At 67.7% G+C, this 13,160-nt stretch carries 15 protein-coding genes; 10 read left to right on the top strand and 5 right to left on the bottom strand.

Features of this window, described 5'->3' with window-relative positions; genetic code table 11:
* The first annotated feature begins 46 nt into the window (after window positions 1-46).
* From BJ987_RS02885 to BJ987_RS02860, 6 genes are all read left to right on the top strand, one after another.
* Window positions 47-1,204, top strand: coding sequence for a pyridoxal phosphate-dependent aminotransferase (locus BJ987_RS02885; protein ID WP_209884406.1), 1,158 nt, complete (start codon window positions 47-49; stop codon window positions 1,202-1,204).
* 131 nt (window positions 1,205-1,335) lie between these two features.
* Complete coding sequence (locus BJ987_RS02880; RefSeq protein ID WP_209884404.1) at window positions 1,336-2,037, top strand: TetR/AcrR family transcriptional regulator; 702 nt, start codon at window positions 1,336-1,338, stop codon at window positions 2,035-2,037.
* Between the two features lie 3 nt (window positions 2,038-2,040).
* Complete coding sequence (gene purB / locus BJ987_RS02875) at window positions 2,041-3,462, top strand: adenylosuccinate lyase (protein WP_209884402.1); 1,422 nt, start codon at window positions 2,041-2,043, stop codon at window positions 3,460-3,462.
* A gap of 39 nt (window positions 3,463-3,501) precedes the next feature.
* Entirely contained in the window at window positions 3,502-3,930 is a 429-nt protein-coding gene (locus tag BJ987_RS02870; protein WP_209884400.1) for an HIT family protein, read from the top strand.
* A 115-nt stretch (window positions 3,931-4,045) separates the two neighbouring features.
* The gene (locus BJ987_RS02865; protein ID WP_209884398.1) at window positions 4,046-5,005 is read left to right on the top strand and encodes an alpha/beta hydrolase; all 960 of its coding nucleotides are present in this window, start codon (window positions 4,046-4,048) and stop codon (window positions 5,003-5,005) included.
* A 52-nt stretch (window positions 5,006-5,057) separates the two neighbouring features.
* Window positions 5,058-7,205 carry a S9 family peptidase gene (locus BJ987_RS02860; protein ID WP_209884396.1) on the top strand — a complete coding sequence of 716 codons (2,148 nt, stop codon included), beginning with the start codon at window positions 5,058-5,060 and terminating at the stop codon, window positions 7,203-7,205.
* A gap of 82 nt (window positions 7,206-7,287) precedes the next feature.
* Here BJ987_RS02860 and BJ987_RS02855 read toward each other — a convergent pair whose 3' ends face one another.
* On the bottom strand, window positions 7,288-7,581 hold the full coding sequence (locus tag BJ987_RS02855; RefSeq protein WP_209884394.1) for a hypothetical protein: 294 nt from the start codon (window positions 7,579-7,581) through the stop codon (window positions 7,288-7,290).
* Window positions 7,582-7,674: 93 nt separating this feature from the next.
* On the opposite strand from BJ987_RS02855, the gene BJ987_RS02850 reads away from it, so the two are divergent.
* Window positions 7,675-8,418 carry a DUF2334 domain-containing protein gene (locus tag BJ987_RS02850; RefSeq protein ID WP_209884392.1) on the top strand — a complete coding sequence of 248 codons (744 nt, stop codon included), beginning with the start codon at window positions 7,675-7,677 and terminating at the stop codon, window positions 8,416-8,418.
* Here BJ987_RS02850 and BJ987_RS37670 read toward each other — a convergent pair whose 3' ends face one another.
* Together BJ987_RS37670 and BJ987_RS02845 are read right to left on the bottom strand one after the other, a co-directional pair.
* Window positions 8,419-8,550 (bottom strand): hypothetical protein, encoded by a 132-nt coding sequence (locus BJ987_RS37670; protein WP_281070352.1) that lies wholly within the window; start codon window positions 8,548-8,550, stop codon window positions 8,419-8,421.
* On the bottom strand, window positions 8,526-8,684 hold the full coding sequence (locus tag BJ987_RS02845) for a hypothetical protein (RefSeq protein WP_209884390.1): 159 nt from the start codon (window positions 8,682-8,684) through the stop codon (window positions 8,526-8,528). Before BJ987_RS02845 ends, BJ987_RS37670 begins: the two co-directional genes overlap by 25 nt.
* 301 nt (window positions 8,685-8,985) lie before the next feature.
* Here BJ987_RS02845 and BJ987_RS02840 point away from each other — a divergent pair, with 301 nt between their 5' ends.
* A complete protein-coding gene (locus BJ987_RS02840) occupies window positions 8,986-10,347 on the top strand; it encodes a dipeptidase (RefSeq protein WP_209884388.1) in 1,362 nt (453 codons plus the stop codon).
* Here BJ987_RS02840 and BJ987_RS02835 read toward each other — a convergent pair.
* A complete protein-coding gene (locus BJ987_RS02835; RefSeq protein WP_209884385.1) occupies window positions 10,344-10,988 on the bottom strand; it encodes an MBL fold metallo-hydrolase in 645 nt (214 codons plus the stop codon). The two genes, BJ987_RS02840 and BJ987_RS02835, sit on opposite strands and share 4 nt — an antisense overlap.
* A 91-nt stretch (window positions 10,989-11,079) precedes the next feature.
* Between BJ987_RS02835 and purS the strand changes: the two genes are divergently transcribed.
* The gene (purS, locus tag BJ987_RS02830; RefSeq protein WP_209884384.1) at window positions 11,080-11,313 is read left to right on the top strand and encodes a phosphoribosylformylglycinamidine synthase subunit PurS; all 234 of its coding nucleotides are present in this window, start codon (window positions 11,080-11,082) and stop codon (window positions 11,311-11,313) included.
* The gene (purQ, locus tag BJ987_RS02825; RefSeq protein ID WP_209884382.1) at window positions 11,310-11,987 is read left to right on the top strand and encodes a phosphoribosylformylglycinamidine synthase subunit PurQ; all 678 of its coding nucleotides are present in this window, start codon (window positions 11,310-11,312) and stop codon (window positions 11,985-11,987) included. Before purS ends, purQ begins: the two co-directional genes overlap by 4 nt.
* A 48-nt stretch (window positions 11,988-12,035) precedes the next feature.
* Here the strand turns inward: purQ and BJ987_RS02820 are convergent, their stop codons facing one another.
* The gene (locus BJ987_RS02820) at window positions 12,036-13,112 is read right to left on the bottom strand and encodes a substrate-binding domain-containing protein (protein WP_209884380.1); all 1,077 of its coding nucleotides are present in this window, start codon (window positions 13,110-13,112) and stop codon (window positions 12,036-12,038) included.
* Window positions 13,113-13,160: the final 48 nt, after the last annotated feature.

Here is a 13,160-nt window from a genome sequence, read left to right as displayed (position 1 = left end):
CGCGGGCCCGTGGTGTCGTCCGGCCGAAGCGATTACGGTCTCTCGGGTGCCCAGAGAATCTCGCCGGTCGATCATTCCCACGTTCTATGTGATGGATGTCTGGAAAGCCGCCGCCGAACGCGCCCGTACCCACGGTGACGTGCTCGTTCTCGCGGCCGGGCAGCCCTCGACCCCGGCGCCGCTGCCGGTGCTGCGCGCTACCCGATCGGCGATCGACGCGGAATTGCTGGGCTACACCGAGACTTTCGGCATCCTGCCGTTACGCGAGGTGATCGCCGAACACCATCGCCGGACCTACGGCTACCCGGCGCACGCCGACGACGTGGTCGTCACCACCGGCTCCTCGGGCGCGTTCACGCTGATCTTCCTGGCCGCCTTCGACGCGGGCGACACCGTCGTGGTGGCCCGTCCGGGGTATCCGGCCTACCGCAACACGCTCAACGCGCTGGGTTGCCGGGTGATCGAGCTGGATTGCCGCGCCGACACCCGGTTCCAGCCGACCGTCGCCATGCTCGAGGCGCTGCCCGAACCGCCCAGGGGCCTGATCATCGCCAGCCCGGCCAATCCCACCGGCACCATGATCGAACCCGGCGAACTGGCGGCCATCGCCCGGTGGTGCGATGAGCACGGCACCTTGCTGATCTCCGACGAGATCTACCACGGCATCACCTACGGGGACGAAGGGACGTCGTCCGCGTGGGAGACCTCCCGGAACTCCGTCGTCATCGGATCGGTCTCGAAGTACTTCTCGATGACCGGCTGGCGGTTGGGCTGGATGCTGGCACCGGCCGAGCTGCGGCCCGCCCTGCAACGACTCGCGTCCAATATGACCGTGTGCCCGCCCGCCATCTCGCAGTACGCCGCGCTGCACGCGTTCGGGCCGGAGGCCAAAGCCGAACTGGACGGGCACGTCTCGCGATACGCGATCAATCGCCGATTGTTGCTGGACGGTTTGACCGCGCTCGGCATCACCGACCTCGCGCCCGCGGACGGCGCGTTCTACGCCTACGCCGATATCGGTCACCTGACCGATGATTCTCGCCGGTGGTGCGCGGAGGTGCTCGCGGCGACGGGGGTAGCCTTGGCGCCCGGTATCGACTTCGATACCGCCAACGGGCACCGGACGATTCGTTTCTCCTTCGCCGGCGCCACCGCGGACATCGAGGAAGCGCTCATTCGCTTGAAACATTACCTGCGCGGCTGAACTTCTGTGCCGGGCAACAAGTTTGCCGAGACTTGCACCTCGGCGAGGTGAATGCGGTAAAACATCGATGGCTGGGATTCCCTCTAACGATTTCGTACGGGTGAACCGATGACGACTGGCACGATGGCACGGTGATAACCGCGACGACCCCCAAAGGTGAACGGCGTCGCCAGGCTTTGGTAGCGGCTGCCGCCGAGTTGTTACTCGAAGGCGGATTCGACGCGGTGCGGCATCGATCGGTGGCCACACGCGCCGATCTGCCGTTGGCGTCGACGACGTACTACTTCGAGTCGCTGGAAGATCTGATCGCACGCGCGGTCGAGTTCAGCGGCAACGCGGAGTTGGACGCGATGCGCCGCCGGGTGGGCGAGGTCTCGCATCGGCGCCGTGGCGCCGAGGCGACGGTCGATCTGCTGTTGGATCTATTAGTGGGCGCCGACGGCCACGACGAGGGTGGCCGCGGCGGCCCGGAGGCAGCGCAGCGTAACCATGGCGGGCCGCGAACATCGCCGGATCGGCTCGGTCAGCTGATCGCCCGCTACGAGCGGTCGGTGGCCTCGGCGCGGCACCCGGAGTTACGTGAGGTGCAGTTGCGCCTGCGCGCCCAGCTCGACGAGCTGCTCGCCGACGTGCTGCGCCGTTCGGATCGTCTCGTCCGGCACGAACAGGTGCGCCGGTTGGTCGCGGTGGTGGACGGTGCGGTGGTCGCCGCGCTCACCGAACTCGACCCCGAACCCCGGCGGATGGCGCGCGGCGCGCTCCTGGAGATCATCGATATCGTCGCGCCCGCGACGCCCCAGCAAGCGGACAGGTACCGGGCACTAGACTCGTAGAACGTGACCCTTGTGCCCAATGTCCTTGCCACCCGGTACGCCAGCCCGGAACTCGTGCGCCTGTGGTCGCCCGAGAACAAAGTCGTGCTCGAGCGCCGGTTGTGGCTGGAGGTGCTGCGGGCGCAAGCCGAGCTCGGCATCGACGTGCCGGCCGGGGTCATCGAGGATTACGAGCGGGTCATCGACCAGGTCGACCTGGCGTCGATCGCCGAACGCGAGCGGGTCACCCGCCACGATGTGAAGGCGCGCATCGAGGAGTTCAACGCGCTGGCCGGGCACGAGCACGTGCACAAGGGCATGACCAGCCGTGATCTCACCGAGAACGTGGAGCAGCTGCAGATCCGGCTGTCGCTGGAGCATGTGTACGCGCACGGCGTCGCGGTGGCGGCGCGGCTGGCCGAGCGGGCCGCCGAATACCAGTCGCTGGTGATGGCGGGGCGCTCGCACAATGTCGCCGCCCAGGCCACCACCCTCGGCAAGCGGTTCGCCTCCGCCGCCGACGAGGTGCTGATCGCGCTGCGGCGCGTCCGCGAGCTCATCGACCGCTATCCGTTGCGCGGCATCAAGGGTCCGATGGGCACCGCCCAGGACATGCTCGACCTGCTCGACGGGGACGCCGCCAAATTGTCCGCCTTGGAGCAGCAGGTCGCCCGCCATCTCGGTTTCGCCACCGTGCTGACCAGTGTCGGTCAGGTCTATCCGCGTTCGCTCGATCACGACGTGCTCTCCGCGCTGGTGCAGCTGGGCGCGGGCCCGTCCTCGTTCGCGCACACCGTGCGGCTGATGGCCGGCCACGAGCTGGTCACCGAGGGCTTCCAGCCCGGTCAGGTCGGCAGTTCCGCCATGCCGCACAAGATGAACACCCGTTCCTGCGAGCGCGTCAACGGCCTGCAGGTCGTGCTGCGCGGGTACGCCTCCATGGCCGCCGAACTCGCGGGCGCGCAATGGAACGAAGGTGACGTCTTCTGCTCGGTGGTGCGCCGTGTCGCGCTGCCGGACGCGTTCTTCGCCCTCGACGGCATGATGGAAACCTTCCTCACCGTCCTGGCCGAATTCGGCGCCTATCCGGCCGTCGTCGCCCGCGAACTCGACCGCTACCTCCCCTTCCTCGCCACCACCCGCATCCTGATGGCCGCCGTCCGCACCGGCGTCGGCCGCGAAACCGCGCACGAGGTCATCAAGGAGCACGCCGTAGCCGTCGCCCTGGCCATGCGCGAGCAGGGCCGCGAGCCCGACCTCCTCGACCGCCTCGCCGCCGACCCCCGCCTCCCCCTGGACCGCGCGGCCCTCGACACCGCCCTCTCCGACAAGTCCGCCTTCGTCGGCGCCGCCGAAGCCCAGGTAGCCGACGTCCTCGCCGCAGTAGAAAAACTCGTTGCCCACAACCCCGAAGCCGCCCACTACACCCCCTCCCCAATCCTGTAGTCCCGCAGCGCTTCCGCTGCGGCGGGTTAGGGTCGGGGGGTGAATCCGTATACGATTTTCGGCGATATCGTGGCTGGGCGGGCGCCGGCGAGCAAGGTCTATGAGGACGATGATGTGGTCGCGTTCATGGATATTCGGCCGATGACGCCCGGGCATGTGCTGGTGGTGCCGAGGGTGGCGGCGCGTAGTTTGGCGGAGTTGGATCCGGCGGTCGGGGGGAAGCTGTTTCAGGTGGGGCAGAAGGTGGCGGCGGCGTTGCGGGAGAGCGAGGTCGGGTGTGACGGGGTCAATTTCTTTCTCGCGGACGGGGTGACGGCGGGGCAGGAGGTGTTTCATGTGCATCTGCATGTGATTCCGCGGACGCCGGGGGATGGGTTCGGACTGCGGGGGCGGCCGACGAGTCCGCGGCGGGAGGATCTGGATTACCTGGCGGGGTCGATCCGGGGCGCGCTCGGCCGGTCCGCCTGACGGCTTACGTACCGGAAAGTTTGCTGAATGGATGCTATATTCCCGTTTTGCCGCCAGAGCTCGGTGGGTGTGGGTTAGCTTGGAGGCCAACGGGATGCGCTGACAGAGGTGGGATATGCGTCGAGCGATAGTAGCTGTCGTTGTGCTGATGTTCGCCCTCGCCGTCGCCGGGCCGGTCCTCGCTCGGCCCGCGACGGCTTCGGCCGCGCAGATCGTGCGGATAGACGCGAAGAGCCCCACCCGATCAGCGGTCTTCGTCGACTCGGTGGCGATGGGCCGGACCATCCAGGTGGACGTGCTGCACCCGGCCGACGGCGGCGCCCGGCCCTCGTACTATCTGCTCGACGGTCTGGATCCCGGTGTGGGACAGAGCACCTGGACCAACGCGACCGATGCCGAGGCGTTCTTCCGGGGCAAACGGGTCAATGTGGTGCTCCCCGTGGGTGGCCAGGCCAGCTACTACACGGACTGGCGGCAGGACGATCCGCGCTTCGGCCGCTACAAATGGGAAACCTTCCTGACCGCGGAACTGCCACCCCTGATCGACGCGCACTTCGACGGCAACGGCGTCAACGGCGTCGGCGGCCTGTCCATGGGCGGTATGGCCGCGTTCACCCTCGCGGTGCGCAAGCCGGAGCTCTACCAGGCCGTCGCCGGATACAGCGCCTGCCCCGACCTGGCCATGGCCAACTCCGCGGTCATGTTCTCCGTGGCCAACCGCGGCGGCAACCCGCTGAACATGTGGGGTGAGCCCGGCAACGAGGTGTGGGCGGCGCACGATCCCGCGCGACTGGCGGATCGCTTGCGCGGCAAGGCGATCTACCTCTCCACCGGCACCGGTATCCCCGGGGAGCACGAATTGGAGATCAAACCGCAGTTGCCGGAGAACGTAGTCCTCGGCGGTCCGATCGAAGCGGGCGTCAATGCCTGTGTGCTGTCCTTCGAGCAGCGCCTGCGCAGCGTCGGAATCGAGGCCCGGGTCGACCAGAGCGGCACCGGGACCCACTCCTGGTCCTATTGGCAGGACACTCTGCACGCCTCCTGGCCCACCCTGGGCCCGGCCCTCGGCGCCTAGTTCTCCGGGCATCGCCCGAGGTTGCGGGCCTTCGAACAGTAGGGTGGAACCCATGTCTGTCGAGAGTGTGGTGGCGGCTCCGGTCGCCAAGAAGGTGCCGGCGGAGCGCAAGCATCACGGCGATGTCTTCGTCGACGAATACGAATGGCTGCGCAAGAAGGACGACCCGGAAGTCCTCGCCTATCTGGCGGCGGAGAACGCTTACACCGAGGCGCAGACCGCGCATCTGCGCGGGTTGCGGGAGAAGATCTTCGACGAGATCAAGTCGCGCACATTGGAGACGGACCTGTCCGTGCCGACCAGGATCGGCGACTACTGGTACTACTCCCGCAGTTTCGAAGGCAAGCAGTACGGCGCCAGCTGCCGGTGCCCGATCGATGCGAACGCCGAGGGCATCGACGCGTGGACGCCGCCGCAACTGGAGGCGGGCACCGAGATCCCGGGCGAAGAGGTGCTGCTCGACATCAACGCGCTCGCCGAGGGCCACGACTTCATCGCGGTCGGCACGGTCTCGGTCAGCCGCGACGGCAACCTGCTCGCCTACTCGCTGGACACCGTCGGCGACGAGCGCTACACCCTGCGTTTCAAGGATCTGCGCACCGGTGAGCTGCTGGCCGACGAGATCGCGGGCACCGCGGGCGGCGCGACCTGGTCGCACGACGGGACGCATGTCTTCTACCAGACGGTCAACGAGTCCTGGCGGCCCGACACCGTGTGGCGGCACCGTCTGGGCACCGACCGCGAGCAGGACGTGCGCGTCTTCCATGAGGACGATGAGCGGTTCTGGGTCAGCATCGGTACCACGCGCTCGGAGAAGTACCTGATCATCGGGCTGCACTCCAAGATCACCAGCGAACTCTGGCTGCTCGAATCGGATGACCCCGAGGGCGAATTCCGGGTGATCATGCCGCGCCGCGAAGGCGTCGAGTACTCCGTCGAGCACGCGGTGATCGGCGGCGAGGATCGTTTCCTGATCCTGCACAACGATGTCGTGGACGGGGTGAAGGCGGAGAACTTCGTGCTGTGCGACGCACCGGTGCACGATCCGTCGAACATGACGCTGCTGATCGGGCATCGCGACGATGTCCGGCTCGAGGATGTGGACGCTTTCCGCGACCATCTGGTACTGGGTTATCGGCGCGAGGCGCTGCCGCGGGTAGCGGTGTGGCCGCTGACCGAAACCGGATACGGCGAGCGCCGCGAACTGGACTTCGATCTGGAGTTGTTCTCGGCGGGCGCGGGCGCCAACCCGGAATGGGAGCAGCCGGTGCTGCGGATCGGGCTCACCTCGTTCCTCACACCGATGCGGGTGTACGACTATGTGCCCGCCACCGGCGATCTGCTGCTGCGCAAGGAGCAACCGGTACTCGGCGGCTACAACGCCGATGAGTATGTGCAGCACCGGGATTGGGCGGTCGCGGCGGACGGCACCCGGGTTCCGATCTCACTGGTGTGGAAGAAGGACGCGGTCGCCGACGGCCCGAAGCCGTTGCTGCTCTACGGGTACGGCTCCTACGAGACTCCGATCGACCCGTACTTCTCGGTGGCGCGGCTGTCCATGATGGACCGCGGCATGGTGTTCGCGGTGGCGCATGTGCGCGGCGGCGGTGAGATGGGGCGGCTCTGGTACGAGCACGGCAAGACGCTGACCAAGATGAATACCTTCACCGACTTCATCGCTTGCGCGAAGCATCTCATCGATTCCGGGGTGACGGCGGCGGACCGCATGGTCGCCGACGGCGGTAGCGCGGGCGGCCTGCTGATGGGCGCGGTGGCGAATATGGCGCCCGAACTGTTCAAGGGCATCTTGACCAGCGTCCCGTTCGTCGACCCGCTCACCTCCATCCTGGACCCGGAGCTGCCGCTCACCGTCATCGAATGGGACGAGTGGGGAAATCCGTTGCGGGACAAGGAAGTCTACGACTACATCAAGTCCTATTCGCCGTACGAGAACGTCGAGGCCAAGGACTACCCGGCCATCCTCGCTATCACCAGTCTCAACGACACGCGTGTCCTCTACGTCGAACCGGCCAAGTGGGTCGCCAAACTCCGCGCCACCAAGACCGGGGATTCCCAGCTGCTGCTCAAGACCGAAATGAGCGCGGGGCACGGCGGCGTCAGCGGTCGTTACGAGAAGTGGAAGGAAATCGCCTTCGAGTTCGCCTGGCTGCTCGACACCGTCGGCTTGGCGAGCGAATAACACTGTCGCGGAGCGCCTTCGCGACGCTCGGGACGACCGCGTCGCCGCCGTCATCCCGAGCGCGCGAAGGTTCGCGCGCGGATCAGACCGCGCAGCTCACGATGTCGTCGACCATCTGCTGCCGATTCTGTTCCCGAATGTGTTCGATCCCCCGGTAGGCCCCCTTCGAATCCAGCACCGCGATATAGACATCCGCGATCTGCTGCGGGGTCGCGTCCGGCTGCTGCGCCCGTACTTTGTCCGCGAAACCCTTTGCCGCGGCGCACTTTTCCTGCTGAGTGAAGATCGGCGGCGGATCCCCCTCGTCGGCCAGTGCCGTCCCCGGTGCGACCAGAAGTAGCGGAGTGACCAGGGCACTGAACAATGCTGCTCTCACCCCGGCAATCCTAGACACGAGCGTGACGCGGAGTTCGCTACCTGGTCATTTGCCCTGCACGTCGAGTACACGTGCGTCTGGCACCGTAGGTTCATGAACGCAGCGCCCACCCACCCCGCCGCTTCCGGCAGCTGCCATTCCGCGGAGCTGCTCGTCTCCGTGTCGGGGATCCGGGACACCACCCGGGACGCCGCGATCGAATTCGCCGCCGAGATGGATCAGCGGAATATCCGGTTGTCGCTGCTGGTCGCGCCGCGGTTGAAGGGCGGCTATCGGCTCGCCGCGGATCCGGCGACGCAGGCGTGGTTGCGTGGGCGGCGGGCCCGCGGTGACGCTATCGTGCTGCACGGGTACGACCAGGCGGCGACGAAGCGACGGCGCGCGGAATTCGCGACCCTGCCCAAGCACGAGGCGCGGTTGCGGCTGACGGCGGCGGATCGGGTGATGGAGCAGGTGGAGCTACGGACGCGGTTGTTCGCGGCGCCGCGCTGGGATGCCTCCAGTGGTGCGATCGCGGCATTGCCCGATGTCGGGTTCCGGCTCGCGCTGGGATTGACATCGATCCTGGATCTGGAACGCAATGCCGCGCAGAAGACCCGTGTTTACGGGATCGGTGAGGGGTTCCGCGCCGAGCCGTGGTGGTGCCGGGCACTGATTTTGGGTGCGGCGCGCACGGCTCGGCGCGGAGGTGTTCTGCGCCTCGCGATTTCGGCGGCACAGTTGCAGCGGCCGGGGCCGCGGCAGGCGATGCTGGACGCGGTGGACCTGGCGTTGTTCCACGGCGCGCGCAGTGACGTCTACCGCTGGGAGCCGTTCATCGCGGCGCGGGCGGCGTAGTCAGGGGACCGCGGGCCGCCCGTCATGGGCGAACCCGCCCGCCTCGTTTCGGTCGACCCCCATCGAGCGCTTGCCGAGTTGACCGGGGCAGCGTTCGATATCGGCGATCAGCAGGTCGGCCAGGTCGGCCATGTCGACGGAAAACCGTGCCGGATGACGGCGCGCATGACCGTCTCGTCCCCGCGATCGGCGGGCAGGGGATAGGCCGCGATGGTCCAGCCGCGGGTGCGCAAACGGTCGAACAGGTCGTCGGAATTCTCGGGCATCCGCAACTCCTCCGGGAGCGCTCGCGGCGATGGTCGGCAGAACTTGGCGAACCCAGAATCGCATATCCAGCGCGCATCACATTGCCGATCATTCGCGACACGGACCATTTGATCGGCTGTCCGCGCTCGCAGTGCTGGCTGTCTCGTGTCACAGTGAGGTAGCGGCATTATTGCTGATAATCGGTAGGAGGTAGGCGAGACGGTGTCGGGGCATGAGTATTGTCGGACTGCTGATTCCCTACCTGTTCCACCGATTCCGTATGCAGAGTTGGAAATCCGGACAACCACAGGAGATACCGGCATGACCGCCGACAGGCCGCAGGCCGCCGAATTGCGAACGCGCACAGCCGCTTTGATGCCGCAGGCGAAAAAGGATCTGACCCAGCTCGTTTCGTTCAAGTCGGTGGCCGACCCGCGCCAGTTCCCGCCCGAGGAGTGCGAGCGCACCGCGCAGTGGGTCGCCGACGCCTTCGCCTCGGTCGGCCTGTCGAAGGTGGGTCTGCACGAAACACCGGACGGCAGTAAGGCGGTCATCGCCTCGCGGCCCGCGCCGCCGGGCGCGCCGACGGTGCTGCTGTACTGCCACTACGACGTGCAGCCGCCGCTGGACGATGCCGCCTGGCGCACGCCGGTGTGGGAGCTGACCGAGAAGAACGGCCGCTGGTACGGCCGGGGCAGCGCCGACTGCAAGGGCAATATCGTCATGCATCTCACCGCGTTGCGCGCGATCGGTCCCGATGTGCCGCTGGGCATCACGCTGGTCTGCGAGGGTTCCGAGGAACAGGGCACGGGCGGGCTGGAACGCTTCGTGGAAGCGAACCCGGACATGCTGCGCGCCGACGCGATCGTGGTCGGCGACTGCGGCAACTTCGCGGCCGGCGTGCCGACCCTCACCGAAACCCTGCGCGGCAACGTGAATGTCGTGGTCACCGTGGAAACCCTTGCCGGGCCGATGCATTCGGGCATGTTCGGCGGAGCGGCGCCGGACGCGCTGGCCGCGCTGATCCAGCTGCTCGCCACCTTGCGCGACGAGCACGGGAACACCACGGTCGACGGCCTGTCCAATGATCAGCGCTGGTCCGGCGTGCAGTATCCGGCCGAGCAGTTCCGCACCGACGCGGGCGTGCTCGGCGGCGTCGACCTGCTGGGTGAGGGCACCGTCGCCGATATGCTTTGGGCCCGACCGGCTTTGACCGTGCTCGGCATCGACGCACCGCCGGTGGTCGGTTCCGCGGCCGCGGTCCAGCCGTCCGCTCGGGCGCGCCTGAACCTGCGCATTCCACCGGGCACCACCCCGAAGGCCGCCCTGTACGCCCTCACCGAGCATCTGCGGGCGAACGTGCCCTGGCAGGCGAAACTGACGATCGAGACCGAAGCCACCGGTGCGCCCTTCCGGTCCGGTCGCGGCGGACCGGCCCGCACCGCCATGGAAGCGGCGCTCGCGGCGGCCTACGGCAAGGCGGCGACCACGCAGGGGCAGGGCGGCTCGATCCCGCTGTGCAATGTCTTCGCCGACACCTACCCGGACGCGGAGATCATGCTGCTCGGCGTGGAGGAGCCGAAGTGCCTGATCCACGCGCCCAACGAGAGCGTGGATCCGAACGAGATCGAGAAGATGGCCCTGGCCGAGGCGTTGTTCCTGACTGCCTACGCCGAACGTTAGAACTCGCGCTGGTCTTCGGGTTCGATCACCGTGAATTCGGTTCCGGTGGGGCCCATTTCGGCCAACCGGCCGAAGTAGATGCCCTGCGCCCGCGGCTCGATGATCCCGTAGTGGATGGGGAACGCGGTGCGCGGACCGACCGCGCGCAGATAGTCGACGGCCTCGCTGATCCGCATCCACGGTGCGGCCGCCGGAATCGCCAGCACGCCGACCGGCACCGGCGGCACCCACAGCGAATCGCCGGGATGCACCAGTTCGGCCGGGTCGTCGGCGGTGCCGAGTTGGAAGACGGTGTTGTCGACGACCGGTATCTCCGGGTGGATCACCGCGTGCCGCCCGCCGCCCGCGGTGATCCGCAGGTCGCCGAGCTGGACGATGTTCCCGGCGTGCACCGCCTCCCACTTGCCGCCGCGCTGCTGGGCGGTCTGCGGATCGGAGAACAGGCGCGCCCCGGGGTTGGCGTCGATCAGCGCGTCGATGCGCAGCGGATCGATGTGGTCGGGGTGCTGGTGGGTGACGGCGATCGCGTCCAGGCCGGTGATGCCTTCGAAGCCGTGGGCGAAGGTACCGGGATCGAACAGCACCTTCTTGCCGTGCAGCTCGACGAGGAGACACGAGTGGCCGAAGTGGGCTATGCGCATGCCGCCATCGTATTGACCCCGGAGCCTGGGCGGGGGAAGCGAACAACTAGGCTTCTCTGGTACCCCCACCACCACACCTGAGGAGCAACGCGTGGCACGAGTCGTGGTCGAGGTGATGCCGAAAGCCGAGATCCTGGATCCGCAGGGGCAGGCCATCGTCGGTGCGCTCCCGCGTCTGGGATTCGCCGGTGTCGCGGATGTGCGGCAGGGCAAGCGATTCGAACTCGACGTGGACGACAGTGTCAGCGACGCCGAGCTCGAGCAGATCGCCGAAGCGCTGCTCGCCAACACCGTGATCGAAGAGTGGAAGGTCGTTCGGCTGTGACGGCTCGTATCGGTGTGATCACCTTCCCGGGGACGCTCGACGATGTCGACGCGGCCCGCGCGGTGACGCTGTCCGGCGCCGAGGCGGTCAACCTGTGGCACGCCGACGCCGACCTGAAGGGTGTCGACGCGGTCGTCGTGCCCGGCGGTTTCTCCTACGGCGATTACCTGCGCTGCGGGGCGATCGCCCGGTTCGCGCCGGTGATGGGCAAGGTCGTGGAGGGCGCCAAGGCCGGTCTGCCGGTGCTCGGCATCTGCAACGGCTTCCAGGTGCTGTGCGAGGCCGGCTTGCTGCCCGGCGCGCTGACCCGCAACGAAGGCCTGCATTTCATCTGCCGGGACGAGTGGTTGCAGGTCGAGTCGGTCGACACCGCCTGGACCTCCCGCTACGAGCCGGGCGCGCAGATCCTGGTGCCACTGAAGTCCGGTGAGGGTCGCTACCAGGCCTCCGCCCAGGTGCTCGACGAACTGGAAGGCGAGGGTCGCGTGGTGTTCCGCTACGCGGGCGCCAACCCGAACGGTTCGCAGCGCGGCATCGCGGGCATCGCCTCGGCCAACGGCCGGGTCGTCGGCCTGATGCCGCACCCGGAGCACGCGACCGAACCGCTGACCGGCCCGAGCGACGACGGCATGGGCATCTTCCTGTCGGTGCTGGATTCGCTGGTCTCGGCTTAATCTGCTCGTCGAGCGCCCCGTCACCGCTGGTGGCGGGGCGTTTTCGCGTCAGCAGATACGGTCGATGATGTCGAAGCCGACGCCGTTCGCCCGCGCGATGTAGCCCGGCTGGATGACCTGATTGCCGCGGAAACCGCGCGTGCCGCCCGGGATCTGGTACCGCACGCCGTCGAGCAGCGCGCGGTGGATGCTGGGCACATCCAGGGAGCCCACCGCCTCGGCCACGCCGCGCAGGGTGTGCATCGCCTCGTAGGTGGCATTGCCGAAACTGGTGAGCGCGGGTGCGAAACCCCCGTGCCGGCGCCGGTAGCGCGCTTTGCGGTCGGCGCTGTCGACGAGCTTGTCGTCGAGGAAGAAGCTCGACGGGACATAGAGGTTGTGGTTGGCTCCGATGCCGCCCGACAGCAGCACGTTCTCATCGGCGGACGGGCTCACCCGCAATTGGGCGGCCGAGCGGCCGGTCGCGGCGAACTGCCGGTTGAACCGGGACACGTCGTTGCCGACCATGAGGATGATGACGCCCTCGGCCCGGTCCAGTGCGGGCTCGCCCAGGAAGCCACCGAAATCCTGGTTGCCGAGCGGTACGAACCGTTCCAGGACAATGGCATTCGGGTCGGCGAGGCTGTTGCGGATGGCGCGGGCGGTTTCCCGTGGCCAGATGTAGTCGTTGCCGATGAGCGCCCAGCGCCGGATGCCGTGCTCCCGCTGTAACCAGTGCACGGCGGGCAGGGTGTGGCCGGAGGGATGTTCGCCGAGCAGCAGCACGCCGGGGAGTTCGTCGGTCAGGCCCTCGTTCGCCGTGGCGTAGAGGTAGGGCACCCGGCCGTCGTTGGCCCGCGCCACCGCCCGGCGCACCGCCGAGGTGTGCCAGCCGGTGATCGCGTGCACCATCCCGGTGGCCAGCAGCGCGCCGACCTCCGCGGCCACCTCGTGCGGCGGGCGTCCGCCGTCGATGTGCGTGGTACGAATTTCGCGCCCGAGAATTCCGGTGTCACTGTTGATTTCGTGTACCGCGAGGGAAATCGCCGCATCGCAGGAGGGGGCCACGATCCCGCCCGGTCCTTGGCGCGGGACGATGTCGAGGATCTCGATGATGCCGTCTGGGCTCTCGCCGAACGGAGGCATTCGGTACTCTTCTTCTCGTTCGAGCAGAATTCATGGCGGGCAGGAAAC

Origin of the sequence: Nocardia goodfellowii (genome assembly GCF_017875645.1) — a bacterium.
Classification (GTDB): Bacteria; Actinomycetota; Actinomycetes; order Mycobacteriales; family Mycobacteriaceae; genus Nocardia; species Nocardia goodfellowii.
Note: the sequence above shows the minus strand (reverse complement) of the source record. Positions and strands in the feature narration are given on the sequence as shown.